This window comes from Bradyrhizobium sp. MOS001 (assembly GCF_004634465.1).
Lineage (GTDB): Bacteria > Pseudomonadota > Alphaproteobacteria > Rhizobiales > Xanthobacteraceae > Bradyrhizobium > Bradyrhizobium barranii.
The window spans coordinates 1-25,853 of record NZ_SPVJ01000008.1; the positions used below are offsets into that span (position 1 = coordinate 1).

General features: G+C 63.7%; 35 protein-coding genes and 1 riboswitch. Of the genes, 22 read left to right on the forward strand and 13 right to left on the reverse strand.

Annotated features, from left to right (window positions below; genetic code table 11):
* Window positions 1–96: 96 nt before the first annotated feature.
* Both CT676_RS44005 and CT676_RS13965 read right to left on the reverse strand, forming a co-directional pair.
* Window positions 97–435 carry a hypothetical protein gene (locus CT676_RS44005; RefSeq protein WP_167768048.1) on the reverse strand — a complete coding sequence of 113 codons (339 nt, stop codon included), beginning with the start codon at window positions 433–435 and terminating at the stop codon, window positions 97–99.
* A gap of 43 nt (window positions 436–478) precedes the next feature.
* Window positions 479–1,237, reverse strand: coding sequence for a hypothetical protein (locus tag CT676_RS13965; RefSeq protein WP_135214815.1), 759 nt, complete (start codon window positions 1,235–1,237; stop codon window positions 479–481).
* 505 nt (window positions 1,238–1,742) lie between these two features.
* Here CT676_RS13965 and CT676_RS13970 point away from each other — a divergent pair.
* Window positions 1,743–2,954 (forward strand): ABC transporter substrate-binding protein, encoded by a 1,212-nt coding sequence (locus tag CT676_RS13970; RefSeq protein ID WP_085405136.1) that lies wholly within the window; start codon window positions 1,743–1,745, stop codon window positions 2,952–2,954.
* A 108-nt stretch (window positions 2,955–3,062) separates the two neighbouring features.
* Here CT676_RS13970 and CT676_RS13975 read toward each other — a convergent pair whose 3' ends face one another.
* Window positions 3,063–3,599 (reverse strand): PRC-barrel domain-containing protein, encoded by a 537-nt coding sequence (locus CT676_RS13975; RefSeq protein WP_135214816.1) that lies wholly within the window; start codon window positions 3,597–3,599, stop codon window positions 3,063–3,065.
* 237 nt (window positions 3,600–3,836) lie between these two features.
* The gene (locus CT676_RS13980; RefSeq protein ID WP_085405138.1) at window positions 3,837–4,415 is read right to left on the reverse strand and encodes a hypothetical protein; all 579 of its coding nucleotides are present in this window, start codon (window positions 4,413–4,415) and stop codon (window positions 3,837–3,839) included.
* 180 nt (window positions 4,416–4,595) lie between these two features.
* Here CT676_RS13980 and CT676_RS13985 point away from each other — a divergent pair, with 180 nt between their 5' ends.
* Both CT676_RS13985 and CT676_RS13990 read left to right on the forward strand, forming a co-directional pair.
* Window positions 4,596–5,360, forward strand: coding sequence for a response regulator (locus CT676_RS13985; RefSeq protein ID WP_085405139.1), 765 nt, complete (start codon window positions 4,596–4,598; stop codon window positions 5,358–5,360).
* A gap of 13 nt (window positions 5,361–5,373) precedes the next feature.
* Entirely contained in the window at window positions 5,374–6,702 is a 1,329-nt protein-coding gene (locus CT676_RS13990; RefSeq protein ID WP_085405140.1) for an ATP-binding protein, read from the forward strand.
* An 8-nt stretch (window positions 6,703–6,710) separates the two neighbouring features.
* On the opposite strand, the gene CT676_RS13995 is transcribed toward CT676_RS13990, so the two are convergent.
* On the reverse strand, window positions 6,711–6,911 hold the full coding sequence (locus tag CT676_RS13995) for a hypothetical protein (protein ID WP_028153771.1): 201 nt from the start codon (window positions 6,909–6,911) through the stop codon (window positions 6,711–6,713).
* Window positions 6,912–7,135: 224 nt separating this feature from the next.
* On the opposite strand from CT676_RS13995, the gene CT676_RS14000 reads away from it, so the two are divergent.
* The 6 genes from CT676_RS14000 (at window position 7,136) to thiC (ending at window position 12,616) form a co-directional block, all read left to right on the forward strand.
* On the forward strand, window positions 7,136–7,672 hold the full coding sequence (locus CT676_RS14000) for a lytic transglycosylase domain-containing protein (protein ID WP_085405141.1): 537 nt from the start codon (window positions 7,136–7,138) through the stop codon (window positions 7,670–7,672).
* A gap of 156 nt (window positions 7,673–7,828) precedes the next feature.
* A riboswitch (TPP riboswitch) is annotated at window positions 7,829–7,957 on the forward strand.
* A complete protein-coding gene (locus CT676_RS14005; RefSeq protein ID WP_085405142.1) occupies window positions 7,945–8,955 on the forward strand; it encodes an FAD-dependent oxidoreductase in 1,011 nt (336 codons plus the stop codon). (Overlaps the previous riboswitch by 13 nt.)
* Window positions 8,946–9,143, forward strand: coding sequence for a sulfur carrier protein ThiS (gene thiS / locus CT676_RS14010; protein ID WP_028153774.1), 198 nt, complete (start codon window positions 8,946–8,948; stop codon window positions 9,141–9,143). Before CT676_RS14005 ends, thiS begins: the two co-directional genes overlap by 10 nt.
* A 172-nt stretch (window positions 9,144–9,315) precedes the next feature.
* Window positions 9,316–10,098, forward strand: a complete 783-nt coding sequence (locus CT676_RS14015; protein WP_135214817.1) for a thiazole synthase — start codon at window positions 9,316–9,318, stop codon at window positions 10,096–10,098.
* Entirely contained in the window at window positions 10,085–10,693 is a 609-nt protein-coding gene (locus tag CT676_RS14020; RefSeq protein ID WP_085405144.1) for a thiamine phosphate synthase, read from the forward strand. Before CT676_RS14015 ends, CT676_RS14020 begins: the two co-directional genes overlap by 14 nt.
* Before the next feature lie 24 nt (window positions 10,694–10,717).
* Entirely contained in the window at window positions 10,718–12,616 is a 1,899-nt protein-coding gene (gene thiC / locus CT676_RS14025) for a phosphomethylpyrimidine synthase ThiC (RefSeq protein WP_085405145.1), read from the forward strand.
* Window positions 12,617–12,754: 138 nt separating this feature from the next.
* On the opposite strand, the gene CT676_RS14030 is transcribed toward thiC, so the two are convergent.
* On the reverse strand, window positions 12,755–13,246 hold the full coding sequence (locus tag CT676_RS14030) for a hypothetical protein (protein WP_135214818.1): 492 nt from the start codon (window positions 13,244–13,246) through the stop codon (window positions 12,755–12,757).
* Window positions 13,247–13,709: 463 nt separating this feature from the next.
* On the opposite strand from CT676_RS14030, the gene CT676_RS14040 reads away from it, so the two are divergent.
* On the forward strand, window positions 13,710–14,249 hold the full coding sequence (locus tag CT676_RS14040; protein WP_085405316.1) for a mismatch-specific DNA-glycosylase: 540 nt from the start codon (window positions 13,710–13,712) through the stop codon (window positions 14,247–14,249).
* A 116-nt stretch (window positions 14,250–14,365) separates the two neighbouring features.
* Here the strand turns inward: CT676_RS14040 and CT676_RS14045 are convergent, their stop codons facing one another.
* Window positions 14,366–15,094, reverse strand: coding sequence for an SDR family oxidoreductase (locus CT676_RS14045; RefSeq protein ID WP_085405317.1), 729 nt, complete (start codon window positions 15,092–15,094; stop codon window positions 14,366–14,368).
* 182 nt (window positions 15,095–15,276) lie between these two features.
* Complete coding sequence (locus CT676_RS14050; RefSeq protein WP_085405148.1) at window positions 15,277–15,714, reverse strand: VOC family protein; 438 nt, start codon at window positions 15,712–15,714, stop codon at window positions 15,277–15,279.
* Between the two features lie 166 nt (window positions 15,715–15,880).
* Here CT676_RS14050 and CT676_RS14055 point away from each other — a divergent pair, with 166 nt between their 5' ends.
* From CT676_RS14055 to CT676_RS14065, 3 genes are all read left to right on the forward strand, one after another.
* Window positions 15,881–16,531, forward strand: a complete 651-nt coding sequence (locus tag CT676_RS14055; protein ID WP_085405149.1) for a glutathione S-transferase family protein — start codon at window positions 15,881–15,883, stop codon at window positions 16,529–16,531.
* A 185-nt stretch (window positions 16,532–16,716) separates the two neighbouring features.
* A complete protein-coding gene (locus CT676_RS14060; protein WP_085405150.1) occupies window positions 16,717–17,109 on the forward strand; it encodes a hypothetical protein in 393 nt (130 codons plus the stop codon).
* Between the two features lie 11 nt (window positions 17,110–17,120).
* Window positions 17,121–17,813: a glutathione S-transferase family protein gene (locus CT676_RS14065; protein ID WP_085405151.1), complete on the forward strand. Its 693-nt coding sequence runs from the start codon at window positions 17,121–17,123 to the stop codon at window positions 17,811–17,813.
* A 110-nt stretch (window positions 17,814–17,923) separates the two neighbouring features.
* On the opposite strand, the gene CT676_RS14070 is transcribed toward CT676_RS14065, so the two are convergent.
* Window positions 17,924–18,358 carry a hypothetical protein gene (locus tag CT676_RS14070; protein ID WP_085405152.1) on the reverse strand — a complete coding sequence of 145 codons (435 nt, stop codon included), beginning with the start codon at window positions 18,356–18,358 and terminating at the stop codon, window positions 17,924–17,926.
* A gap of 529 nt (window positions 18,359–18,887) precedes the next feature.
* Between CT676_RS14070 and CT676_RS14075 the strand changes: the two genes are divergently transcribed.
* The 3 genes from CT676_RS14075 (at window position 18,888) to CT676_RS14085 (ending at window position 20,220) form a co-directional block, all read left to right on the forward strand.
* Window positions 18,888–19,271 (forward strand): RidA family protein, encoded by a 384-nt coding sequence (locus CT676_RS14075; protein ID WP_085405153.1) that lies wholly within the window; start codon window positions 18,888–18,890, stop codon window positions 19,269–19,271.
* A 197-nt stretch (window positions 19,272–19,468) separates the two neighbouring features.
* Window positions 19,469–19,729, forward strand: coding sequence for a hypothetical protein (locus tag CT676_RS44010; RefSeq protein WP_085405154.1), 261 nt, complete (start codon window positions 19,469–19,471; stop codon window positions 19,727–19,729).
* 239 nt (window positions 19,730–19,968) lie between these two features.
* Complete coding sequence (locus CT676_RS14085) at window positions 19,969–20,220, forward strand: hypothetical protein (RefSeq protein ID WP_085405155.1); 252 nt, start codon at window positions 19,969–19,971, stop codon at window positions 20,218–20,220.
* Between the two features lie 106 nt (window positions 20,221–20,326).
* Here the strand turns inward: CT676_RS14085 and CT676_RS14090 are convergent, their stop codons facing one another.
* Window positions 20,327–20,812 carry a molecular chaperone DnaJ gene (locus CT676_RS14090; protein WP_085405156.1) on the reverse strand — a complete coding sequence of 162 codons (486 nt, stop codon included), beginning with the start codon at window positions 20,810–20,812 and terminating at the stop codon, window positions 20,327–20,329.
* Window positions 20,813–20,923: 111 nt separating this feature from the next.
* Between CT676_RS14090 and fabG the strand changes: the two genes are divergently transcribed.
* The 3 genes from fabG (at window position 20,924) to CT676_RS14105 (ending at window position 22,756) form a co-directional block, all read left to right on the forward strand.
* Window positions 20,924–21,691, forward strand: a complete 768-nt coding sequence (fabG, locus tag CT676_RS14095) for a 3-oxoacyl-ACP reductase FabG (protein WP_085405157.1) — start codon at window positions 20,924–20,926, stop codon at window positions 21,689–21,691.
* A 204-nt stretch (window positions 21,692–21,895) separates the two neighbouring features.
* Window positions 21,896–22,144 (forward strand): helix-turn-helix domain-containing protein, encoded by a 249-nt coding sequence (locus CT676_RS14100; RefSeq protein WP_071910270.1) that lies wholly within the window; start codon window positions 21,896–21,898, stop codon window positions 22,142–22,144.
* A gap of 108 nt (window positions 22,145–22,252) precedes the next feature.
* Window positions 22,253–22,756: a collagen-like protein gene (locus CT676_RS14105; protein ID WP_085405158.1), complete on the forward strand. Its 504-nt coding sequence runs from the start codon at window positions 22,253–22,255 to the stop codon at window positions 22,754–22,756.
* Here the strand turns inward: CT676_RS14105 and CT676_RS14110 are convergent.
* Together CT676_RS14110 and CT676_RS14115 are read right to left on the reverse strand one after the other, a co-directional pair.
* The gene (locus tag CT676_RS14110; protein WP_028152311.1) at window positions 22,753–22,992 is read right to left on the reverse strand and encodes a hypothetical protein; all 240 of its coding nucleotides are present in this window, start codon (window positions 22,990–22,992) and stop codon (window positions 22,753–22,755) included. The genes CT676_RS14105 and CT676_RS14110 overlap by 4 nt on opposite strands.
* Window positions 22,993–23,087: 95 nt before the next feature.
* Window positions 23,088–23,354: a DUF2277 domain-containing protein gene (locus CT676_RS14115; RefSeq protein ID WP_085405159.1), complete on the reverse strand. Its 267-nt coding sequence runs from the start codon at window positions 23,352–23,354 to the stop codon at window positions 23,088–23,090.
* A 242-nt stretch (window positions 23,355–23,596) separates the two neighbouring features.
* Here CT676_RS14115 and CT676_RS14120 point away from each other — a divergent pair, with 242 nt between their 5' ends.
* From CT676_RS14120 to CT676_RS14130, 3 genes are all read left to right on the forward strand, one after another.
* Entirely contained in the window at window positions 23,597–24,658 is a 1,062-nt protein-coding gene (locus CT676_RS14120) for an alpha/beta fold hydrolase (RefSeq protein ID WP_085405160.1), read from the forward strand.
* Between the two features lie 18 nt (window positions 24,659–24,676).
* Window positions 24,677–25,018: an MmcQ/YjbR family DNA-binding protein gene (locus tag CT676_RS14125; RefSeq protein WP_085405161.1), complete on the forward strand. Its 342-nt coding sequence runs from the start codon at window positions 24,677–24,679 to the stop codon at window positions 25,016–25,018.
* A 197-nt stretch (window positions 25,019–25,215) separates the two neighbouring features.
* Window positions 25,216–25,569: a hypothetical protein gene (locus CT676_RS14130; protein ID WP_028152315.1), complete on the forward strand. Its 354-nt coding sequence runs from the start codon at window positions 25,216–25,218 to the stop codon at window positions 25,567–25,569.
* A 5-nt stretch (window positions 25,570–25,574) separates the two neighbouring features.
* Here CT676_RS14130 and CT676_RS14135 read toward each other — a convergent pair whose 3' ends face one another.
* Window positions 25,575–25,817, reverse strand: a complete 243-nt coding sequence (locus tag CT676_RS14135; protein ID WP_085405162.1) for a hypothetical protein — start codon at window positions 25,815–25,817, stop codon at window positions 25,575–25,577.
* Between the last annotated feature and the right edge of the window lie 36 nt (window positions 25,818–25,853).

A 25,853-nucleotide genomic window follows, 5' to 3' on the forward strand; every position in this document is an offset into this window, starting at 1 on the left:
CGATCTCATCCTTCGGCCGCCGTCTCAGCAGTGCCCATATTGCCGAAAGCAAATCCTTGAAAAACAGGGGCGCAAACACATTCTGCCAAAGTAGTGCTAGTTGCGTCGGATATGATCTTTCGCGCCGCGGAGCTTGGCCGCGTAGTCAAACGCGGCGCACTTCTCCAGAGAATTCCTCAACTGTTCAAGCTCGGCGAAGCGGGCGATGTCTTCGTTTATTTCTGGCACGGCGTGCTTGAAAGCATCGTAGGCAGCGCGCATCAGTTGCTCGCGCCGCTGATATTCCTGGAACCCTCCGCCCAAACTGGTTTGGTAGGTGCGGCACTCTGTATCGTCGCTATCGCTACCGCGGCAGCGAAGCATTGCGGCATGCATGTCGAAGCTGAAGTTCTGTTTGCTCGCATAGGTCAGGTGCGTGCTCGACAGGTGCTGCATCACCTCTTCGTTCGAGAACGGGGTATACTCAAGCAGCACATCGTCAAATTGGCCTGTTCCTTGTGATGCGCAGCTTGGCGCGAGCGGGCATTAGACCATTGAAGTAGGTGCCTTCATTTGTGAGGTTATCGACTTCCATCGGACGGGTTGTGAAATTGGTGTAGCTGTTTGCGAGCTCGCTGGTCAAAGTGAAGTAGCGTGTCGCGAATTTCTTGACCAGATCATCCATGAGCAAATTAAGAAACACAATGCGTTTGCGGAGGCAGCTGCGCAGGAAATCCTGGTATTCGCCTTTATCGATAAAGTTCATGAACTCGACGTAGTGAACAAACTTGGCAATGTTGCTGATCCTCGTTTCGGCCTCTGCGAGTGCGAAGAACTCGTCCCGGATCTTCTCGAGATCCTGCGGGAAAACGCGATGGGCAGAATTACTGACGAACTTCTGCATGTTTGACTCGATCAGCGCATAATGATCGTTCAGGCGTTCGTCGCGGACGATGTGTTGAATGGTCACAGGTAAGGCGTTCAAAGCATGCAGGATTGCTGCAGCTGTTTGATTTAGAGCGTCGAGCCGGTCACGAATATCGTTGAGCAGATCAATCTGTTGTCTGAGTAGAGCGCGTTCTTTTGCTGCATTGAACAACGACGCAAAGACACTGAAAGCTGTGCTCGCAGCGAACGAGACAGGATTGAAGTTTCCCGAGATCTTTAGAAGGCTCTCAACACTGACGTGGACGCCATCGACTTCAACATTGACGGGGATGCTGCCAATGTTGACGGAATTGCCGTTGAAATCAAACATGTTGCCCCTCACCTGAAATGTTTAAAGGTAAACTTTGGCCCGCCCGCTGTTCGGGTTGCGGATCGTCACTATGATCATTTCTCCGAGGGACCACAACTCCGGCGAGAGACTTGAGCTGCGATGATTGGGCGAAACGAAACCCGCTCGTTTCCGAAGCGGGGCATGATGTGATGACGTGCCGTTCAAATGGGGGCTGGTCTACGCCGCATGCTTGTCAACGTTCGGCACCTCCATCTGCTTGTCCGGCGCGATCGCGTAGTGCTACACGCCGGCTTCGCGGCGCCGCTCGATCGTCTCGCCTTTCTTGAGGGAGTCCCCCTCACCCGCATCGCATCTTCGATGCGCTGCAGCCTCTCCCCGCATGCGGGGAGAGGCGAAGGAAACACCGCCGCGCCCTGCTTATTTCTCCACCCCCTCACGCATCTTTGGCTTAGCTGCCGCGACCGATTGTCGCTAGAACTGTCCCTGCAACAACGCCCCAACAACAACACACAGGGAGAGACATATGCAAAAACTCATCGCCGCGGTTGCGGCCGGCCTCGCTCTCGCCGCCTCGTCAGGCGCGGCGCAGGCGCAGATTTCCGACGATGTCGTCAAGATCGGCGTGCTCACGGACATGTCGAGCCTCTATGCGGACGCGACCGGCAAGGGCTCGCTCGCCGCCGTCGAGATGGCGGTTGCCGATTACGGCGCCAAGGTCGCGGGCAAGCCGGTGCAGGTGGTCGCCGCCGATCACCAGAACAAGCCCGACGTCGGCGTCAACATCGCCCGCAACTGGTACGACAACGACAAGGTCGACGCGATCTTCGACGTGCCGACATCCTCGGTGGCACTGCCGATCTCGGCGCTGACGCGCGAGAAGAACAAGATCAACATCAACTCCGGCGGCGGGTCATCGGACATCACCGGCGTCGCCTGCTCGCCCAACACCGTGCACTGGACCTACGACACCTATGCCCTGTCGAACGTCGCCGGCAAGGCGATGGTGAAGCGCGGCGAGGACACCTGGTTCTTCGTCACCGCCGACTACGCCTTCGGCATGGCGCTGCAGCGCGACGCCGCCAACGTGGTCAAGGAGAGCGGCGGCAAGGTGCTCGGCGAGGTCCGCCATCCGCTCAATTCCTCGGACTTCTCGTCCTTCCTGCTGCAGGCCCAGGCCTCCAAGGCCAAGGTGGTCGCGCTGGCGAATGCCGGCGGCGATACCACCAACGCGCTGAAGCAGGCGGCCGAATTCGGTCTCGTTCAGGGTGGCCAGAAGATGATCGCGCTGCTCCAGGAGATCACCGACACCCATTCGCTCGGCATCAAGGCGACGCAAGGCCTGATCGTCACCGACGCGTTCTACTGGGACATGAACGAGGAGACGCGCGCCTTCTCGAAGCGGTTCAACGAGAAGGTCGGTCATATGCCGACCATGATCCAGGCCGGTCTCTACTCGGCGACCATGCACTATCTGAAGGCGATCGAGGCCATCAAGACCGACGAGGCGCCGAAGGTGATGGAGCAGATGCGCAAAACGCCGGTCAACGACTTCTTCGCCAGGAACGGCAAGATCCGCATCGACGGCCGCATGGTGCACGACATGTATCTGTTCGAGGTGAAGAAGCCGGAGGAGTCCAAGGGCGAGTGGGACCTCTACAAGCTGATCGCCACCGTCCCCGGCGACGAAGCCTTCCGTCCGCTCGACAAGGGTGGCTGCCCGCTGGTGACGCACTGAACGTCTTCTCCCTCTCCCCGCTTGCGGGGAGAGGTGAAAGACGAAAGACACGACAGCGCGCCCGGTGAAAACCGGGCGCGCTTCGTTTCGGCCGTCACGTGAGCAGCATTACTCCGAGTACTTGAACTCGGGCATGTTCTTCAGCTCGTCCTTGCTGGCATTGAACACGGCGTGGTCCGGATACCATTTCGACGTGGACGAGGCGGTCGTAGCCGTCGTCGTCGTGGTCTTCTCGGTGCCGGTCGCAGCGCCGGTGGTCGTGGTCGCCGCAGGCTTCGCGCCCGTGCCGGTGTAGGCGACGGCCTCGTTGACGAACTTCAGCTTCTCGTAGGGGACGGCGACCAGATGCTCGCCCATGCCGAGGAAGCCGCCGACGCCGATCACGGCAATCTTGATGTTGCCGCTCTTGTCCATCAGCAGGTCGTTGATCGAGCCAATGTTCTCGTTGGCGTCGTTGTAGATCTTCAGGCCCGACATCTTCGAGGCACGCCACTCGCCCGACGCAGTCGTCGTCGTTGTGGTGGTGGTGGTGGTGGTGGCCGCGGGCGCTGCCTTGTCGGTGGTGGCGGTCGGGTTTTGCGCGAACGCAACGGTCGCAAGCAGTGCGGTGCCGGCAAGGCCGGCGGCGATCGATTTCATCAACATTGTTGTCCTCTCCTTCAGCAGAAAGCTTATGCGGAGAGAACAGCGGCGATCATCCGCAGTTCCTTTTCTGCGGCAATTTCGTCACGCGATGATGGCGCTGCGCTGCGATGAAAGTTCCTGCGTCACTCAGGAACGTTCGATGAGGAACGTTCCTGATGCACAGTTCCCCGCCGACGATCATGCGCCCTGGGTGAAGCACGATCGCGGCGAGGAACGCGCCGACCTGCGTCGCTCAGGTCAGCTCTTGAAGTCGATTAGAAGTGCGGAGAAATCCGAACCGCCGAATGAGCTGCCGTTGGCGCCGTAGGACGCGCTCGACGATTGCGACTGCTGGAGCGCCTGGAGGAATTGCTGGAGAATGTCCGCCGTGGTCGTGTTGGTCGACGTGCTGCTGGTCGAGTCCGTCGAGGACGAATCCGACGAGCTGTCATCCGGCGGCGGACCGGGCGGCGGTCCGCCCGCACCACCCGGACCACCGGGGCCACCGGCGCCGCCGGGCCCCTTGGCGAAAGCGGACTGAAACACGTTCTTCAGTTCGTCCGCCTGGTCCGAGGTCAGCGTCCCGTTCGACACTTCGTTGGCGATGAGATCGTCGATCTTCGACTTCATCTCGTCCTTGGAAGGACGCGTGCCGCTCGACTGATCGCTGGATCGGCTCGACTGCAAGGCGGTGTCGATATCGGTCAGCGCCGTCGAGAGCGCCGACTGGTCCGACGACGAGATCGTGCCGTCGGAAACGTCCGATTGCAATTGCTGCTGAAGCCGCTGCAGGGGCGACTGGTAGTTACCGGCGGAGGCCGCCGAAATCGAGGTCATAATGGCTCCGTGGCTTTTGCGGGGTTTCGTAAGCGACACCGCCACGGTATGGTTAGCGGCCTTAACGAGACCTTGCCGCTTCCCTGCCCGGGTATTGCCTGCTGTTGCGCCCGGACAGGCAGAAACAATCCGAAACAAAAATCTTCGCCTTTTGGCCCGAATCTTGGACAAACAAAGCGCATGGCCAATCCCAACATCCTGGTCGTCGAGGACGACCGCGAAACCCGGACGTTGATTGCAAAGTACCTGCGCAACAACGCCTGCAACGTCACCACCGTGAGCGATGGTCGGGAGATGTCGCGTGCCTTGGCCGATCACAGGGTCGACCTCATCATCCTCGACGTCATGCTGCCCGGCGAGGACGGCTTGAGCCTGTGCCGCAAGGTACGCTCGGAGGCGCAGACGCCGATCATCATGCTGACCGCGCGCGGCGAGGACGTCGATCGCATCGTCGGCCTCGAGATGGGCGCGGACGACTATCTGCCGAAGCCGTTCAACCCGCGCGAGCTGCTCGCACGCATCAACGCGGTGCTGCGCCGCCAGGCCGCAGCCCAGGCGGCAAGCTCGATCGAGGGCGCCTCCACGCTCGTCTTCGAGGGCTGGCGCATCGATCTGCGCCTGCGCGAATTGCGCAATCCGGAAGGCGCGCGCGTCGCGGTGACCAGCGCCGAGTTCGATCTTTTGCGGACGTTCTGCGAACGGCCCGGCCGCGTGCTGTCGCGCGACAGCCTGCTCGACCTCACGCAAGGGCGCAACACCGGCTCGTTCGAGCGCTCGATCGACGTGCTGGTCAGCCGCATCCGCCGCAAGATCGAGCCCAATCCGGCCGATCCCACCATCATCAAGACGGTGCGCTCCGGCGGCTATCTGTTCACGCCCAGAACCGAAGCGGCCGGGACTGAAGCAGCTGGCAATGAAGCGGTCGCGGCGACCCTGGGCAGTTAGTGGAGCGGTCGTCATGACGCCGTTCCGCTTCTTCCACCTCAAAAGCATCGGTGGACAGATCGCCGCGCTGGTGGTGGCGTCGATCGTCGCGCTGCATCTGATCCTCACCGCCAGCTTTCTGATCAGCCGGCCGGACCGGGCCGAGCCGCCGCCCGACGCCGCCCATCAGCTCGCGGACGCGGCGCTGCTGCTCAACGGCACGGATGCGAGCGAGCGGCCGCGCATCCTCGCCAATATCGTGCGTGCGTTTCCGAAGGCCGGCATCGAGCTCCTCGCGCCGGGGACCTTCTCCGTCGCCGACGACAGGGAGGGCCCGCATCTGCGCAACGTGCGCCGGCATCTCGGCCATCAGTACAAGGTGGTCGCGCTGCCCCCGAATTTCGGCGTGCACCGCGTCGCGGTCGAGCTTCCCGACGGCAGCGTGATCGCAGGCCGCGTCGAGCAGGGCCCGCATCCGCCGCGGTTCTGGGGCGGCCCCTGGATGATAACGCTGCTGTTCGCGCTGATCAGCGTCACGATGCTCGGCCTGTGGGCGGCCTACGCGCTGGCCGCGCCGCTGTCCTCGTTTGCCAGGGCCGCCGAGAATTTCAGCCTGGACGGGGCGGCCGATCCGCTGCCCGAGCGCGGCCCGGAGGAGATCCGCTCGGTCGCGCGCGCGCTCAACCGCATGCATGAGCGGATCGCGCGGCTGATGTCGGATCGCACCCGGATGCTGGCGGCGATCAGCCACGACCTGCGAACGCCGATCACCCGGCTGCGCCTGCGCGCCGAGTTCATCGAGGACGAGGGCAACCGAAGGCGCATGCTGATCGATCTCGACCAGATGCGCTCGATGCTGGAATCCGTGTTGTCGCTGCTGCGCAACGACCGCAAGATCGAGGCGGTGACGCTGGTCGACATCGCGAGCACGCTCCAGGTCATCGCCGACCAGTTCGGCGACATGGGCCATGTCGTGCACTATGACGGCCCCGCTTCGGCTACGGCCGCCGCGCGGCCCGACGAGCTGCATCGGGGCGTCACCAACCTCGTCGAGAACGCGGTTCGCTTCGGCGCCGAAGTGACGATCCGCCTCGACGTATCAGGCACCAGGCTCGTCATCGACGTCGAGGACGACGGCCCCGGCATCTCGGATGCGCGCAAGCAGGAGATGCTGGAGCCGTTCGCGCGCGGCGACGACGCGCGCACCATGGACGAGCACACCGGCTTCGGGCTCGGCCTGTCGATCGCGCGCGCCATCGCGATCGCTCATGGCGGCGAATTGTCGTTGCACGACCGCGCGCCGCACGGGCTGATCGTGCGGATGCAGTTGCCGGTATGGCAGCAGCCGCGGCGGGCGGCGTAAGGCACGCCTCAGGCGGCGAGCGGCGGATGCTCGATCGGGTGCTCATCGAAGATCGCCACCGCCTCAAAGCGGTAGCCGCAGGCGTGGCATTTCCAGAGATAGGAAACGCGGCCTTCGCCCGGCTCGATCCAGTCCGGAGACGGGATCGGTGCCCCACATTGCGCACAGGGGTTCTGCTTGGGGATGTCGCCGATGTCTGCTCGGGTCATGGACGTTCTCCCGAATTTTGAATAGCGATTTTTGGGCGAATGCACGAATAGACAGACCTGCTGTCGCGTAACGCACATCGCCAAGTGCAATCCTAACCTGGGTTTGAGTCGTAAAAACGACGGCCCCGCGAAAATCGCCGCTGGCGGCGTTTCGCCACATCATCGCCGTGTTCCCACGGCCTAACGCGCACGGGTGCAGGTTCGTTCTGCCGAGGAATAATTCAATGAAAATTTTGCGTATTGCCGTGGTCGCTGCGGCCGGGCTGATGTTGCCCCAGGCCGCATTCGCGGGCGAAGCCGAATATGCCGAGATGGTCGCGGCCCATGCCCGCGCCAACGGCGTGCCGGAAGCGCTGGTGCATCGCGTCATCATGCGCGAGAGCCGCTATCAGCCCGGCCTGATCGGTCGCGGCGGCACCATCGGCCTGATGCAGATCAAGCTCGCGACCGCCCGCGGGGTCGGCTACACCGGCGACGCCGCCGGCCTGCGCGATCCCAACACCAACCTCACCTACGCCGTCAAATACCTCGCCGGCGCCTATCGCGCCGCCAACGGCGACCACGCCCGAGCCGTGCGTTATTTCGCGGGCGGCTATTACTACGTTGCAAAGCGGCAGCGTCAGGAGGCCATGCAGGTCGCCAATATGGGCGACACCTGGCTCGAGCCGAACGGCAATCCGCAGCCGATGCTCGGGACGGCGCCGCATAAGAAGCTGGCCCAGCGCGTCAGCAATGCGCGGGCGCAGGTTCCCAACCACTAGCCACCGTCATTCCGGGGCGATGCGAAGCATCGAGCCCGGAATCTCGAGCTTCCCCGGTGCGCAATTGCGCACCCGGGGTTCGGTCCGGCGGACCGCGCCGGAATGTCAGCCCTGTGGCTAGCGCGTTGACCACCCCGTCCCGCTGGCATACATTAGAGCCGTTCCGAGGGGTGCTCCGAGGAGGAGCTGAGATACCGCTAAATGGGTCAGAAGGCCCAGGACCGCGGTGACCCTTTGAACCTGATCCGGGTCATGCCGGCGAAGGGACAGGGATGTTGCAGACCACCAAGCGACCGGATTCCCCGGTATCCATCATCGGCGCAGGCATTGCAGGTGCCTGGCAGGCGCTTTTGTTCGCGCAGGCCGGCCATGCCGTGACGCTACACGAGCGCGGTGACGCCGCGATGACCGATTCCACCAGCCATTGGGCCGGCGGGATGCTCGCGCCCTGGTGCGAGGCGGAGGTCGCCGAACCCATCATCTCCAGGCTCGGCCAGCGCTCCCTGGACATCTGGCGGCGCGAGCTGCCGGACACCCCCTTCAATGGCTCGCTCGTCGTCGCCCACCCGCGCGAGCGCAACGATTTCGAGCGCTTTGCGCGGATGACCGAAGGCCACCGCCGGCTAGACGCGACCAGCCTTGCCGAGCTCGAGCCGTCGCTGGAGGGCCGCTTCCGCGACGCGCTGTTCTTCCCGACCGAGGGCCATGTCGAGCCGCGCCGCGTGCTGCCGAAGCTGCACGAGCGCATCCGCGCCGCCGGCGGCATCATCAAGTTCTCCAGCGACGTCTCCGCCAAAGACCTCGACGGTATCGTGATCGACTGCCGCGGCCTCGGCGCGCGCGACGAGCAGCCGGAGTTGCGCGGCGTCAAGGGCGAGATGATTTTGATCGAGACCGGCGAGGTGCGGCTGGCGCGCCCGGTGCGGCTGATCCATCCGCGCTGGCCGCTCTACGTGATCCCGCGCGAGGACAATCTGTTCATGCTGGGCGCGACCTCGATCGAGGCCGAGGACACCGGCGTCAGCGTGCGCTCCGCGCTGGAGCTGCTGGGTGCGGCCTATGCCGTGCATCCTGCTTTCGGCGAGGCCCGCATCGTCGAATTCGGCTCGGGCTTGCGCCCCGCTTTCCCCGACAATCTGCCGCGCATCGGCATTCGTGGCGGCCAGATCAGCGTTAACGGGCTCTACCGCCACGGCTTCCTGATCGCACCGGCGCTCGCCGAGCTGACGCTGCAATACGTCCAGCGCGGCCAGATCGACAATGAGGTGATGCAATGCGCGTGATCGTCAACGGCGAGCAGCGCGAGGTGAATTCCGCAAGCGTCGACGCGCTGCTGGCCGAGCTCGACTACGAGGGCACCCATTTCGCGATCGCGCTCAATTACGACGTCGTGCCGAAAAGCCGCTGGGCCGAGACCCACCTCAAGGCCGGCGACGAGATCGAGATCATCACGCCGCGGCAGGGAGGGTGAGGGAGATGATGGCACGCTCTCTCCACTTGTCGTCCCCGCGAAGGCGGGGACCCATAACCACAGGGAGCGGTTATGGCGGCCGGTCTCTCCCCACGTGCCCCAAGAGAAATCACGCGGTATGGGTCCCCGCCTTCGCGGGGACGACAGTTGAACTTGAGGAGACACCTCGGACATGGTGACCTTCTACGGCAAATCCTTCCCCTCCCGCCTCCTGATCGGCAGCGCGCTGTATCCCTCGCCTGCGATCATGCAGGCGGCGATCCGTGCCTCCGGCTCGAACATCGTCACGGTATCGCTGCGCCGCGAAGCCGCCGGCGGCAAGACCGGGGACGCATTCTGGAATCTGATCCGCGAGCTCGACGTCAGCGTGCTGCCGAACACCGCCGGCTGCCGCAGCGTGCGCGAAGCCGTGACCACCGCAAAACTCGCGCGCGAATTGTTCGGCACATCCTGGATCAAGCTGGAAGTGATCGCCGACAACGACACGCTGCAGCCCGACGTCGTCGGCCTGGTCGAAGCCGCCACCATCCTGATCAAGGACGGCTTTGAGGTGTTCCCCTATTGCACCGAGGATCTCTCGGTCGCGAACCGCCTGGTCGATGCCGGCTGCAAGGTCGTCATGCCCTGGGCCGCGCCGATCGGCTCGGCCCGCGGCATCACCAACCGCGACGCGCTGAAACTGCTGCGCGAGCGCCTGCCTGATATCACGCTGGTGGTCGATGCCGGCATCGGCGCGCCGTCGCATGCGGCCGAGGCGCTCGAACTCGGCTACGACGCCGTGCTGCTCAACACCGCCATCGCTAAAGCCGCCGATCCCGTCGCGATGGCCAATGCCTTCCGTCTCGGCTGTGATGCCGGCCGCACCGCCTACGAAGCCGGGCTGATGAACGCCCGCGACTTCGCTTCCCCCTCCACCCCTGTCGTTGGGACACCATTCTGGCATGCCGTATCCTGATCGCTTCTATCCCGTCGTCGACAGCCTCAAATGGGTCGAACGCCTGACCAAGCTCGGCGTCGGCACCATCCAGCTGCGCGCGAAAGACCTCAACGATGCCGACGCGCTCCAGATCGTCACCGATGCGCTGGCGATCACGAAGGACACGCAGGCCAAGCTGGTCGTGAACGACTATTGGCGCGCGGCCGTCGTCGCCGGCGCAAAATATCTGCACCTCGGTCAGGAAGACCTGGCGGAAGCGGACCTCAAGGCCATCCGCGAGGCCGGCCTGTCGCTCGGCATCTCCACCCATGACGACGCGGAGCTAGAGACCGCGCGTGCCGCAGAGCCCGACTACGTCGCGCTCGGTCCGATCTTCTTCACCACGCTCAAATCGATGCGCTTCGAACCGCAGGGCATTCCGAAGATCACGGAATGGAAGAAGCGGATCGGCAGCATCCCGCTGGTCGCGATCGGCGGCATCAAGTTCGAGCACGCCGCGGAGATCTTTGCCGCCGGCGCAGATTCCATCGCCGTCGTCAGCGACGTCACCCAAAACGCCGACCCGGACGCGCGAGTCAAACAATGGCTTGGCGATTCCGCCAAAGCCGCCTGAACGAGAGATACAACGGAGGATCCCATGAACATCCGCTCCAACCCCGACAAGACCGTTCCCGCCGTCACCACCGGCCCGCTGCCCTCGTCGCGAAAAATCTTCGCGTCTCCGGACGCTGCGCCCGACATCCGCGTGCCGTTGCGCGAGATCATCCTCTCCGAGGGCGCCGGCGAGCCCAACCTGCCGGTCTACGACACCTCGGGCCCCTACACCGACCCGACCGTTACCATCGACGTCAACGCCGGCCTGTCGCGCAACCGTCTCGCCTGGGTCAAGGAGCGAGGCGGCGTCGAGGAGTATCAGGGCCGCGATATCAAGCCGGAGGACAATGGCAACGTCGGCGCCTCGCATGCCGCAAAGGCCTTCACCGCGCACCACAAGCCGCTGCGCGGCCTCGACGGCCACAAGATCACCCAGCTCGAATTCGCCCGCGCCGGCATCATCACCAAGGAAATGATCTACGTCGCCGAGCGCGAAAACCTCGGCCGCAAAAAACAGCTCGATCGCGCGGAGGCAGCGCTGGCCGACGGCGAAAGCTTTGGCGCCGAAGTCCCTGCCTTCATCACCCCGGAATTCGTCCGCTCCGAGATCGCGCGCGGCCGCGCCATCATCCCCTGCAACATCAACCACGCTGAGTTGGAGCCGATGATCATCGGCCGCAACTTCCTCACCAAGATCAACGCCAATATTGGCAACTCCGCCGTGACGTCGTCGGTGGAAGAGGAAGTCGACAAGATGGTGTGGGCGATCCGCTGGGGCGCCGACACCGTGATGGACCTCTCCACCGGCCGCAACATCCACACCACCCGGGAATGGATTCTGCGCAACGCGCCGATCCCGATCGGCACCGTGCCGATTTACCAGGCGCTGGAGAAGTGCGAAGGCGATCCCGTCAAACTGACCTGGGAGCTCTACAAGGACACGCTGATCGAGCAGTGCGAGCAGGGCGTCGACTACTTCACCATCCACGCCGGCGTGCGCCTGTCCTATATCCACCTCACCGCCAACCGCGTCACCGGCATCGTCAGCCGCGGCGGCTCGATCATGGCGAAGTGGTGCCTGGCGCATCACAAGGAGAGCTTCCTCTACACCCATTTCGACGAGATCTGCGACCTCATGCGCAAGTATGACGTCTCGTTCTCGCTCGGCGACGGCCTGCGCCCCGGCTCGATCGCGGATGCCAACGACCGCGCGCAGTTCGCCGAACTCGAGACGCTCGGTGAACTGACCAAGATCGCGTGGGACAAGGGCTGTCAGGTCATGATCGAGGGCCCCGGCCACGTGCCGATGCACAAGATCAAGATCAACATGGACAAGCAGCTCAAGGAGTGCGGCGAGGCGCCGTTCTACACGCTTGGACCGCTGACCACCGACATCGCGCCGGGCTACGACCACATCACCTCGGGCATTGGCGCCGCCATGATCGGCTGGTTCGGCTGCGCCATGCTCTGCTACGTCACGCCGAAGGAGCATCTCGGCCTGCCTGATCGCAACGACGTCAAGGTCGGCGTCATCACCTACAAGATCGCTGCGCACGCCTCCGACCTCGCCAAGGGCCACCCGGCCGCCCAGCTCCGCGACGACGCGCTCTCCCGCGCCCGTTTCGACTTCCGCTGGAGCGACCAGTTCAACCTCGGCCTCGACCCCGACACCGCCAAGAACTTCCACGACGAGACCCTGCCGAAGGAAGCCCACAAGGTCGCGCATTTCTGCTCGATGTGCGGACCAAAATTCTGCTCGATGAAGATCACCCAGGACGTGCGGGACTATGCGGCGACGCTGAACGACCCGAACAGCGTGGGCATGTCGATGAGCGGCACCGCCGAGGACGGCATGGCGAAGATGAGCGCGAAGTTCAAGGAGATGGGCTCAAGCGTGTATCTGGATGCGGAGAAGGTGAAGGAGAGCAATCGGGTGCTGTGAAGGATATCCCTACTCCATCGAACTCAGGGGCCGGGTGAAAGTCCGGCCCCTCTCATTATGAGACTATCTTGTAACTAGAGCCTCCTACCATCGCTCTTTGACCGAGCGCCTTCGCGGAACGGCTAGCCTTAGCGTCCGCTAGCTCAACTCCAGCGCCCGCATTAGAACTTGATTGGCATTCTCGAAATTTTGGCGTTGATCCCGAATTCCGTAGGCCCACTTTTCGCCGTGGAATAAATTATTCCTCAGCCGATACGTGATCAACAATAACGCCGCAATCATGTCCTTCGGAGTTGGCTGTTCTTGGCTCAGAGCCTCCTCGACCAACTTCCGGCAATCGCTCCGTCCAAATCTTAGTCCTTCGAAGAGATCACCGAAGGTTCCATTCAAGAAATAGCGAGACCTGAAATAGTGAAACGCACCTTCAAATGGATCGCGCTGGAGTCCTCTCGTCGAATCCCAATCCTCTACTTTCCTAACAAGACCCACAGCGTTTGCCCGCGCGTTCATTACCTGTAACTCAAACAGGCCCCATAGAAGAGAAAAGTGCGCAATGGCAGCCCGTTCTCGCTCATTCAGTTGAGCGTAGCCAAGAGCACGATTTGCGAGCCAATTTTCGGGATCAATCACGTTAAGCACTCCAGTCGAGTTAGCAAGCGCAGCCCGGATGAGCGCAGCGATATCCGGGGTCTTTGCTTTCCCGCATATCGCTCCGCTCATGCGGGCTACAACAGCTCAAGCTAAGAATTCGGTATCGAAGGCTCATCGAATGGAGACGTACTCGGCTAGGTTAACTCCCTTTCGAATTTCGGTTCCGTACGATTCGTGGATGCCAGCTCTGATAGCGACCTCCTTACAAGATATTCCTTCGAGTTGACTCGCCCACCGAATGCCGAACAGATGAATAGCTATCACTTTCTTGCCTTCTTCGGCGGTGTCATAGTCTTGGCGCAACTGATCCGCCAACTCTTGAACGATCACGGAGAGCTCCCTCTTAATCTTTTAGTGCGCTTGTTGGTGTCACGGGTTGAATGGACGCATTTGTGACCGGCTGAGCTTTCTTATGCAACTGGCAAACCTAGAAGCTGTCGACTTGCCTGAAATCCCCCACCGCCTCCCCGATCAGCTCCGCCCCAACCTCCGCCTCGTCTTCGTCGGCACCGCCGCCAGCACGCGCTCGGCCGCGGTCGGACACTACTACGCCCATCCCGGCAACCGGTTCTGGCGCGCGATCCATGAAGCCGGCATCACGCCGCGGCGGTATCAGCCGGGCGAGTTCGCCATGCTGCTCGAACTCGGGATCGGCTTCACCGATCTCTCCAAGTCGGGCGCCGGGATGGATCATCAGATCGCGACTGAAACGATCGACGTGCCCGGCTTCAGGGCCAAGATCGAAACATATCGGCCGCGGACGATTGCGTTCACGAGCAAGAAGGCCGCGAGCTTGTTTTACGGCAGGCCGTCGAGTGGGATCGCGCTGGGGCGGCAGCCGCGCGAGGAGAAGCTCCCCGACGTGTTCGTGCTGCCCTCGCCGTCCGGCGCTGCGTCCGGTCACTGGACGCTGGAGCCTTGGCGGGAGCTTGCGGCGTGGATCGCTGCGTTGGACGCTCAACCCCCACAGACCTCATCCTGAGGAGACCGCGCAGCGGTCGTCTCGAAGGATGGCCGCAGGCGACATCCGGGCCTGCATGGTTCGAGACGGCGCTTCGCGCCTCCTCACCATGAGGAGTTAGAACACCCGTTGCCGCCCTAAAGATCGAAATTGGTCGGCAGCATGACCACGTCGCGAATGGTCATGCCGCGCGGCCGTGTCAGCATGAACATCACGACCTCAGCCACGTCACTGGCCTCCAGCAGGCTACCCGTTTCCCTGGCTTCCTTCAGCTTCTCCGGCGGCCAGTCCGCGAGCAATGAGGTGACGACCGGGCCGGGCGAGATCGAGCCGACGCGAATGCCGTGCTTGAAGACCTGGCGCCGCACCGTCTGGACGAAGCAGTTGATCGCCCATTTGGACGACGCATAGACCGGCTCCCAGGGCGTCGGAAAATGCGCCGCCAGCGAGCTCGTGACGATGATGTCGCCGCTCCGGCGCGCGATCATGTGCGGCAGCACGTCGTGCACGTTCTTCATCACGACGTTGACATTCAGGTTCAGCATCCGGTCGATGGCCATAGTGTCGGCATCGACCAGATCGCCGCCGACATAGGTGCCAGCATTCGCATGCAGGATGTCGAGCTGGCCTGCCTTCTCCAGGACGCGCGGCAGCAACGATGCGCAGTCCCTGGGATCCAGGAGGTCGACGACCAGCGGGATCACGGCGTCGCCATGCCTGTTGCTGAGCGCCTTCAGCGCGGCCTCGTCGCGGTCGACCATCACCACGCGCGCGCCCGCGGCCAGCATTGCTTCAGTGCTCGCCAACCCGATGCCCGACGCGGCCCCGGTCACGGCAGCAACCTTGCCTTCCAATTCGTTTCCCATGGGATCACCATCCTGCTGATGGTCGTCAGTATAGCGATGCAAGGCGAATTGGCGATGCGGATGGTTGGCTTCGTAGGGTGGGCAAAGGCGCTCTTGCGCCGTGCCCACCATCTCTCAACAAATCCGGAAGAACGGTGGGCACGGCGCGCGAAGAGCGCGCCTTTGCCCACCCTACGGCACCGTCACCCCGCATACGCCCTATCGAGGTCCGCGATGATGATCTTCCGCATCTCCATCATCGCCTGCATGACGCGGTTCGCTCTGGTACGGTCGGGATCGCCGAGGTAGCGGCCGAGCGCCGACGGGATCACCTGCCAGGACAGTCCAAATTTGTCCTTGAGCCATCCGCATCGGGATTCCTCGCCACCGTCGGCAGTGAGGCGGCTCCAGAAGTAGTCGACCTCGGCCTGCGTCTCCACGCTGATGAAGAACGAGACCGCCTCGGTGAAGCGGTATTGCGGCCCGCCGTTGAGCGCGTGGAAGCGCTGGCCTTCGAGTTCGAACACCGCCATGAGGTCGCTGACGGTCTCGACTTTTGCGTTGGGGAACACCGCTTTGTAGAAGGCGACGGCTTCCTGGACGTTGTTGGCGAACCAGAGGAACGGCGTGATTGACGTCATGAAATTGTATCCTTTCGTCTTGGACCGGACGCGCGACCATCGCTGCAAGGACGAGCGGCGGAACGGTGTTCCGACACGGGCGCCGGACTTTTTACGGCGCCCCTGTCGGAACCCGAGCCGGCCGTTCGTCCTTTGAATGCAACGCCGATCACCCCGGAGCCGCCAGATGCCCACCATCACAGCCTTCGAAAACTCACCCGACCGCGGCAAGGGGCAGGCGCGCGACATGCGCGTTCGCTGGGCGCTCGAGGAAGTGGGCCTGCCCTGCGACGTCCGCCTCGTGTCGTTCGCGGCGATGAAGGACCCCGCCCATCTTGCGCTGCATCCGTTCGGGCAGATTCCGACCTATGAGGACGGCGATCTCGCCTTGTTCGAGTCCGGCGCGATCGTGCTCCATATCGCCGAACGCCATGATGGATTGTTGCCAAAGGATGCGAATGCGAGGAGCCGCGCGATCGCATGGATGTTTGCCGCGCTCAACACGCTGGAGCCGCCGATCGTCGAGTTCGGGATGACGATGCTGTTCGAGCGCGACAAGGGCTGGTACGAGGAGCGGCTGCCGGTCCTGAAGGATCGGGTCCGTATCAGGCTCGGCGAATTGTCGCGTCGCCTCGGCGAGGCCGAGTGGCTCGACGGCGCGTTCAGCGCCGGCGATCTCATGATGGTGACGGTGCTGCGCCGGTTGAATGCATCTCGCCTGCTGGAGGAATATCCCGACCTCTCGGCCTATGTCGCCCGCGGCGAAGCGCGGCCTGCATTCCGGCGGGCGTTCGATGCGCAACTGGCGGTGTTCACCGCCGCATCGACCAGCAGATAGAGGCCGCGCCTCTCACTGAAGCGGTACATCACCCCGAATTAATACGTCGAACGGGCGACGCCGGGCGTCCTCCGATCGAATGACGCTGCGCACAATGCGCAAGGACAGTTGCCAGCCCGTCGCTCCGGCGATACGACTTGAGGTGGAAGAGCCTGATATCAACCGGCCCGCAGGAAGGCACCGCCATGAGCGACGATCTCTCCGGCGTCTGGGATGGCAGCTACATTCAACCGGGCACCGGAATGGTCACCTTCACCGCAACTCTGGTCGAAACCGGCGGCGCGCTCAGCGGAAGCGTGACCGAGCCCTGCTCGAACCCGCGATGCCCGCTGCGCACCCACAACGCCTCGATCGCGGGTCAGCGCTCCGGCAACGCGGTCTCGTTCGTCAAACACTACGAGCCGCCCGGCCACGGCTACGACACGGTCCATTACGAAGGCACGGTGAACGCCGAGGCGACCGAAATCGACGGGCGCTGGCAGCTGCAGGGCTCTTCCGGCGCGTTCCTGATGATCCGCGCCAGCAAGGCCGCGCAAGCGGCCACGACGGAGCAACACGCCAAGGTGCCATCGCGCTGAAGGGAGCGACCATGCTGACCCTCTATTCCTATCCGGAACTGTTCGGCGTCGCCGACAACAACGGCTACGGCCTCAAGGTCTACGCGTTCCTGAAGCTAGCAGGCGTGCCGTTCGTGCACGAGCACGTCTTCGATGCCTCTGCCGCGCCGCGCGGGCAGCTGCCTTACGTCGTCGACGACGGCGAGACCATCGGCGACAGCGAGACAATCATTGCGCATGCGATCGCCAAATATCGTCTGAGCATCGATGCCGCGCTGTCGCCGGACGCACGGCGGACCAATCATCTCGTCACCCGCATGCTGGACGATCTCTACTGGGTGATGTCGTATTCGCGCTGGAAGGACGATCGGTTCTATCCGGCATTCCGCGACGCCTTCATCGCGCAGCATCCGCAGATCGACGCGGCCGGATTCGAGAAAGCCAAGGCCTACAACGCGCAGCGCTATTATTACCAGGGCATCGGCCGCTACACGCCCGAACAGGCCTACGCGCGGGGGCTTGCCGATCTGCAAGTGCTGGCCGAGATCGTGCCTACGGCAGGCTTCGTCCACGGCGCAGCGCCGACCAGCTGTGATGCCGGCATCTACGGCTTCATCGCCAACATCTATTATTTTCCGATCCCGACGCCGCTGAAGGCCTTCGTCGATGCGCACGCCAATCTCGTCGCGCATTGCGAGCGGATTCATGCGGCGGTGAGTTCGTAGTTCGTAGGGTGGGCAAAGGCGCGCTCCTTGCGCGCCGTGCCCACCATGCATCCGCATTTGCGGTACGAATGGTGGGCACGCTTCGCTTTGCCCACCCTACGCCTCGCGCCTTACCGCATCGTGATCGCGAGCCCGCTCAGATCCGCATTCGCCATCAGGCCGGTCTGGTAGCCCGACAGCTCCAGCACCGCGCCCTTCTGGTTGGTCAGCACGATGGCGCGAGCGCCACGGCCGACGGCAAGACCGGCACCGGCCGCGCCATAGACGCCGGCGACGTCGGAAGGACGGTTGATGTTGGAGACGCGGCCACGCAGCACGGTCTTGGAGCCGCCGAACACGAGGCCGTAGTCGAGCCCGCCGGTCGAGAGCCCATACGAGCGACCGCGGAAGTTCAGCACGCCCGAGCCGCCCGAACCGCCGATGATCCAGCCCGCCTTGTAGATCGTCAGCACCACGGTGCCGCCGTCGGCCAGCGCCGAGGTCGAAAGGCCGGCCAGAGCGGCAATGGCGACCAGCGCGGCGCGGAAGGTGGTAGCGAGCTTCATGGGGCGTCTCCGGGGGCTATTTTTCAAGGGAGGATTCGAATCAGACGCAGCGAATGTATCCGATGGATCGCGGCGGCAACATGATGGAGCAGCCGTGAGGCGTCTGCCGCAGCAGCGCATTCAACTGTCATCGCCCGGCTCGACCGGGCGATCCAGTACGCCGAGACGGCAATGAGATGCGAAGAAGCCGAGGCGTACTGGATGCCCCGCCTGCCGCCTACGCTAAAGCTTCGGCGCCCCTGGACCTCAGCCCCGGCGAAGCCTTGGCGTAGCCGGGTCGCGGGGCATGACGGCGGAGTTTGAGGCCGCCTACCGGCACCACCGCCATGATGCCATTCTGCCCCTGTTTTGCCCGACGGAGCAAGCGAATTGTTCGGCTATACCGAATTTGAAACGCTCACGATTTCTACGGTGCATGGGGTTGTTTTCGCGTTTTTGTTTTACCAGCCTTCCCCAATGCCGATTGCAACTCCCCCGCATGTCGCTACGCTCGTGTGGGCGACGCGACCGTTCCATCCGAGGTGATCCCATGTCGATCCAGCATTTCGCACCCCCGCCGCACGTCAAGGCGCCGCCGCTGTCCTTTGCCACGCGTGTCGGCGATCTCCTGTTCGTCTCCGGCATTCCCGGCTTCGACGGCAATGGCGCGCTGCCGGACGGTTTCGAGGCGCAGTTCGCCAACGTCGCCGTCAACATCAAGCGCGTGCTGGACGAGGCCGGCGCGACGGTCCGCGATCTCGTCAAGGTCAACGTGCTGCTCACGCGCGCTTCCGACGTCGCCGCGATGAACGCACTCTATGCCGGCGCGTTCGGCCCGCCGCCCTACCCGGCGCGCACCACCTGCGTCGTGCAGGCCCTGCCCGACCCGAAAATGCTGATCGAGATCGAGGCAATTGCATCACTGGCGAAGTGAGCCACGCTTAGCGTATGTGTCTTGGCGCATGTGTCTTGGCGTATGAGTCTTGGCGTATGTGTCTTGTCGGGCACTCGGCCGAACCAAGTGCACGGCTCCCTCTGACATATCCGTGAAACGGCCGCCCCTCGGCTTGCCAAGGACCTGCTTTTACCGCACGGATTTTCGGGTCCCACATCCCCACAAGGAGATTTTTCATGCGTCGCGTTCTCGCCCTCTGTGCCGTTGCCGGCATCGCCACCTCCGTGTTTGCCGTGCCGGCGTCGGCGGCGGTCGGCTATTACGTGATCCGCTGGGACAACACCGGCATCTGCCAGGTCTGGAACGAGGACCTGAAGTACAAGCCGTTCCAGTGGGGCGCGTCGACCTACAAGGTCGTCAGCAAGCCGGTCCCGACCTTCACCGCGGCTTCGGATCTCCAGATCAAGCTGCGTTCGGAGCGCCGCTGCACGCTCTGAGCGTCACGCGACCAATTTGATTTTGAGGGCGGGCCGCGCGAGCGACCCGCCCTTTTCCTTTGCAGGCGCGCGCTGGTTTTCCGGCTCAAATGACGCATTTCCTGCGCGCACGCTTTGAACCTGATCGGCCGGCGGAGCTACTCACAACTTGTCCGGGGCGCATCCCCAAAAGCGCCCCACACCATGCCTCCCCGTCATTGTCGGGAGGCGCATCACATCTTTCATTTGAGGAGCTGATCATGCGTCGTATTTCCGTGCTGTGCGCTGCTGCCGGTCTTGCCGTCACTGCCTTCGTCGCCGCGAGCCCTGCCGAAGCCAGCTATCACCTGATCCGCTGGCAGGACACCGGCTTCTGCCAGATCTGGGACGAGAGCATCCCGACCGCGCCGTGGCCCTCCGACTACGCCCGCGTCAGCACGACCGTGCCGACCTTCGTCGACGCACTCGTGCTGAAGGATCACGCGTTGAAGAGCGGTCACTGCACCTGGTAAGATTTCGATCGGCGGATCGACGAGCGGGCAAGGGCGCGACGCGTTCTTGCCCGCTCTTTTTTTGCCTGCACAGAGCGGACCGACGAGGCGCAGCGACAGCGCGCCCTCACGCGTCCTTGTGCGCGCCGGGATGGATCAGGATGTCGCGCGCAGCGGCGAGGTCGATGAAGGCTTGCGCGCTTCCGCCCTGGTCGGGATGCTTGCCCTTGGCGGCGCGACGGTAGGCCTGGTTGATGTCGTCGCAGGTGAGCTGCACGGCAAGCGGCAGGCCGAGCATCCTGCGGGCACGATCTTCGCTCGAGAGCTTCTTCGGCATGGCGTTGCGGCGGCCGAAGCGTGGCGCGGTGAGATCATGGACGACCTCGAGGATCACGCCGATGCGGCGCTGGGCCGCCAGCGTGACGCTGTGATCGTCATTGTCCACGGCCTGGCGCAGCACCGGAAGCGCCTGCTCGGCCGCCTGGCGCAGCGTGGCATCCGTGCTCATGCGCACGATCTCGGCGACGAGCCGGCCCGCCTCGGCCCAGCCGGCCGGCTGCGCCGACCGCAGGCGTTCGAGAGCGAGTTTCCAGGATTCAAGCCGTCCCATCATGCGCGCAACGTTTAGCAATGAAGATCAGTATGCCAAGGCGGCCGTTTCCGACCCCTTAATTTCGAGTTAGCCTTTCATGAAACTTCGAAACGAATCCAGGGGGAAATTGTCATGGCATTGCTCGCAAACCATATCGCCGTCGTCACGGGCGCCGGATCCGGCATCGGCCGGGCGATCGCGGCCGGCTACGCCCGCGAGGGCGCGCGAGTGGTGCTGCTCGACGTCAACGCCGACACGGTCGCGGAGGCCGCGCAGGAGATCCGCAAGGCCGGCGGCAAGGCCGAGAGCTTTGCGCTCGATGTCACCAAGCGTGACGACTGTTTTGCGCTCGCCAGGCAGGTCGCCGACAAGGTCGGGCAGGTCTCGATCCTCGTCAACAATGCCGGCATCACCCGACGCAACGCCTTCACCGCGGACACGGAGACGGTGGCGAAGGACTGGAACGACATCATCTCGCTCAACCTCAACGGCGTCTTCAACGTGACGCAGGCGTTCCTCGCGCCGCTGCGGGCCGCCAGGGGCCGCATCGTCAATATCGGCTCGATCCAGTCCTTCGTGCATCTGCGCACGCCGAGCTCGGCGGCGTATACGACCTCGAAGCACGGCGTGCTCGGCTTCACCAAGGCGCTCGCGGCCGAGCTCGGCAAGGAAGGCGTGCGCGTCAATGCGATCGGGCCGGGCTTCATCGAGACCAACATCAACGCCAACGTGCGCGCGACCAATCCGGCGCTGGTGCAGGCCTTCGTCGATCACACCCCGCTGGCGCGCACCGGCAAGCCCGAGGACATCGTGGGCCCCGCGATCTTCCTGGCGTCGGATCTGTCGGCCTATGTCACGGGGACGATCGTGATGGTGGACGGCGGGTACCGGACGGTGTGAGCGGGCGCGCAAAATCGGCCCGCATCGCTATGCATCCCGTGCCAATCGCGGCACCTTCGCGGCAATCCCAAGGTCAATTGGTGCGATCGTCCGCGATTAACCACTCGTTAACCAAACCCGCCCACCGTAGATCTACGGCTAGGGGGCCGTTGGTTCTCGATCGCTTCCAAAGATGGAAGCGGGCGTTGATCGGGAGGTGTGTTGATGACCACTGTTCATGTCGCTGCGTCCGATCCGGGCGCGCAATTTCTTGCCCCTAACCAAATCGTTCCGCTGCTGATCGGCGCGACCGTCGACGAGGTCGAGCGCGAGCTCGTGCTCCAGACGCTCGCACGCTGCGACGGCAACCGCACGCGCGCATCGCGCGTGCTCGGCCTGTCGGTGCGCACGTTGCGCAACAAGATCAGGATCTATGCAGCGTCCGGCATCGACGTGCCCGCGTATCACGACTAGCACGCGGGCACGATTGGTGTTGATCAAGCCCGGCGCAAGGCGTCGGCGGAATTGCTGCTGTCGTCAAACGCCGCTAAGTAGCTTGCTTCCGGTCAAGGGAGCAGCGGCGTGGCAGACGAACAGAAACGGCAGGGACCGCAAGGTCCGCGCGGACGGCAGGGCGAACCCGGACGGCCAGGGCCGCAGGGGCATCCCGGCCGGCGCGGCCCAGACGGCCAGCGCGGCAAGCCGGGACCGCAAGGCAAGCCCGGGGCGGCCGGAAAGGCCGGAGCGCAAGGCAAGGCCGGCCTGCCGGGCAAGCCCGGCGAAGCCGGTGCTCGGGGCGCGGCCGGGCCGCAGGGGCCGCAAGGCCCTCGCGGCGAGCCCGGACCGCCCGGCCAGCTGCCGTCGATCGAGCAGGTGCTGCCGTGGCTCGATCAACTCTTCGACGCCTGGGACGAGCGCCGCCGTCAGCGCGAGCGTGAAGCTGCCGAACGCGAGGCGCTGGAAGCCGCCGTGCACGAGGTTGAAGAGGCGATCGTCGATGACGAGGCCGACGACGGCGAAGGCGAAGGCGAAGGCGACGATCACCGGAAGAAGAAGAAAAAGAAGAAGCACGGCCACAAGGACTAGCCGGGCGGAAGTTGCTTCGACGCCCCGGAGGACTCATCCTTGCGCGGCAGCATGCCCATGCGCTCGAACTGCCAGCGCATGGCGCGGTACCAGAGATAGCCGACCAGCGTGCCGAGCAGCGTCAGGATGACAAGGTTGACGCTGCTGTAGGAGCCGCTCCACCACATCATCCATGCGGTCCACAGCACGGTGAAGGTGACGGCACCTGCTCTGAGAGGAATAAGGGGGCGGCTCATGGTCGTGCTCCGGGCTGTCAAAACCCCGGCGGACGTCATCGCAATTTGAGGCCGCTCTCACCGTGAGCCAGATCACGGAATGGACGCAGGACCGCCTAACCGAACCGCAGCCGCGAACGCTCCTTGGCCTTCTCCGCCTCGATCTCACGGTCGCGCGCCGGCGCATGGGTATGCAGTGAGGTCAGGAGCTTTCGCGCAGTCGCCGACACTTCCGCGACCGCAAGCTCGAAGGCCTCTTCATTGGCCTGAGACGGCTTGTTGAAACCGGAAAGCTTGCGCACGAACTGGAGCGCGCTGGCGTGGATCTCGTCCTCCGTCGCGGGCGGCTCGAAGTTGAACAGCGTCTTGATGTTGCGGCACATGCAGGCTCTCCCGTAGCGGTGTTCCCCTGAGGACGATTGGCGAGGCCGAAATCCTACATCCCGGGCGCAGCCGTGTCATAGGCAGGACCAGCCATATCTGATCCGCAATTATTCCCCTTGCGCGCCGCACCATCGGGGAATGTTTTTCGGGGGGCGATGATGGGTCCGGTCTCGATCCTCCGTGACCAGCTGATAAGATCGCGTCCAACGCGGCCGACCATGAGCCGCATGGGGAGAGAAACATGAAAACGTCTTGCGCGGCGCTAGCGGCCATCCTGCTGTCCATCGCAACGCCGGTTATGGCCGCCGATTATCCAGCGCCGAAGCAAGGCGACTGGATCGCCAAGGACTTCAAGTTGCACACCGGCGAGACCATGCCGGAATTGAAGCTGCACTACACCACTGTCGGCGAGCCCTCTGGCCAGCCCGTGCTGGTGCTGCACGGCACCGGCGGCTCGGGCGCGAGCATGCTGTCGCCCGCCTTCGCCGGCGAGCTGTTCGGTGCGGGACAGCCGCTCGATGCGTCCAAATATTACATCATCATCCCCGACGCGATCGGCCACGGCAAATCGTCAAAACCGTCCGACGGCATGAAGACGAGCTTCCCGAAATACAATTACGACGACATGGTCGAGGCGCAGCATCGCCTCGTGAAGGAAGGCCTCGGCGTCAAACATCTGCGGCTCGTGATCGGCAATTCGATGGGCGGCATGCAGACCTGGCTGTGGGGCGAGAAATATCCGCAGGAGATGGACGCGCTGGTGCCGATGGCCTCGCAGCCGACCGAGATGGCCTCACGCAACTGGATGATGCGGCGGATTATGCTCGACACCATCAGCAACGATCCCGACTACAACGGCGGCAACTACACCAGCCAGCCGCGCATGATGAAATACGCCATCACCGCCTACGGCATCGCCAGCATCGGCGGCACTCTGGCCTATCAGCAGCAGGCGCCGACCGCGGCCAAGGCCGACAAGATCGTCGACGAACGGCTGGCGACACTGATCACGGCGGATGCCAACGACTTCCTCTACCAGTGGGGCTCCTCGCAAGACTACAATGCCGGCGACAAGCTCGAGCAGATCGAGGCGACGCTGCTGCTGATCAACTCCGCCGACGACGAGCGCAACCCACCGGAGACCGGGATCACGGACGCGGCAATGAAGCGGGTCAAGAACGGCAAGCTGTATCTGATCCCCGCGAGCACCGAGACGCGCGGCCACGGCACCACCGGCAACGCGAAATTCTACGTCGAGCAGGTCAGGCAATTGCTGCAAACCGCGCCGCAGCGGACGATGTGAGCCGAGCAGCAAGACCGCATGTCGAACGCTCGCTTTCGCAAGGCTGCGCTGGCGCTTCCCGGCGTCATCGAGGGCGCACATCACGGCCATGCCGACTTTCGTGTCGGCAAGCGCGTGTTCGCGACGCTGGGCTATCCCGATGAAAAATGGGGCATGGTGAAGCTCACTCCCGACCAGCAGGCCGTGCTTATCGACGCGGAACCGGAGATGTTTCGTCCGGTCCCCGGCGCCTGGGGCAGGAGCGGCAGCACGAATGTGAAGCTGGCGAAGATCGATCAGGTCACGTTGCGGAGCGCACTCGAGATGGCATGGCGCAATGTCGCGCCTAAGTCGCTGCTTGCATCGCTTGAGACGCGATAGGAAGGACCGTACGTGCAGGTTCGCACTGTGCGCCTGGCTGGCCGCCCATACCGCAACGCATCATATGCGGCGCCTCTCGCGCCGCATATTATTTGAGCATGCATTGCGCTGACAGCTCGGGCTTAATCGCATCAACGATACGAATCGAACGCGACGCGATCGCGCGCAGTCGGCGCGCGACGCAGGGAGGAGTTCGCATGCACAGGCTCGCGCTGTGCGTTTGGTTGGCCGCGACGATGGCGCAGACGAGCGCCGCGTTCGCGTTCGACAACGGCCAATACGACCACGTGCCGCCCGACATCCGCGCCTGGTTCAAGAGCGTGATCGCGCCGAACGGCGTGCCCTGCTGCGACATCTCCGACGGCCATCGCACCGACTACGATGTGCGAGGCGGCACCTATTGGGTACCGATCGAGGGACAGTGGATGGAGGTGCCCGAGCGCGCCATCATCCGCGATCGCGGCAATCCGGTCGGCCAGGCCGTGGTGTGGTACGTCCACCATCGCGGCGCGATCATCATCAGTTGCTTCGTGCCGGCCGATGCGGTGTAGGCCGCTCAGGCCTTGAGGTCTCGCCTGGGCGAGGCCTCGACATATTCGATGTCATCGCCGAAATCGTCGAGCGCGGCACGAACGGATTTGGCGTCGGCCTCGGCGACGGTGAAGATCGCGGCCAGGTTTTGCCGCTTCTGTCCCGGAAACAGGCTCTCGGCGGCGTAGCCGGCATCGCCTAGGGTCTTGATGATCTTGCGCCGCCGGCGCTGATCGACATGGTCGTGGAATTTGAATTGCACGGACATGCTCAGAAGCTAGCCGTTCGCCGCACCCATTCAAGG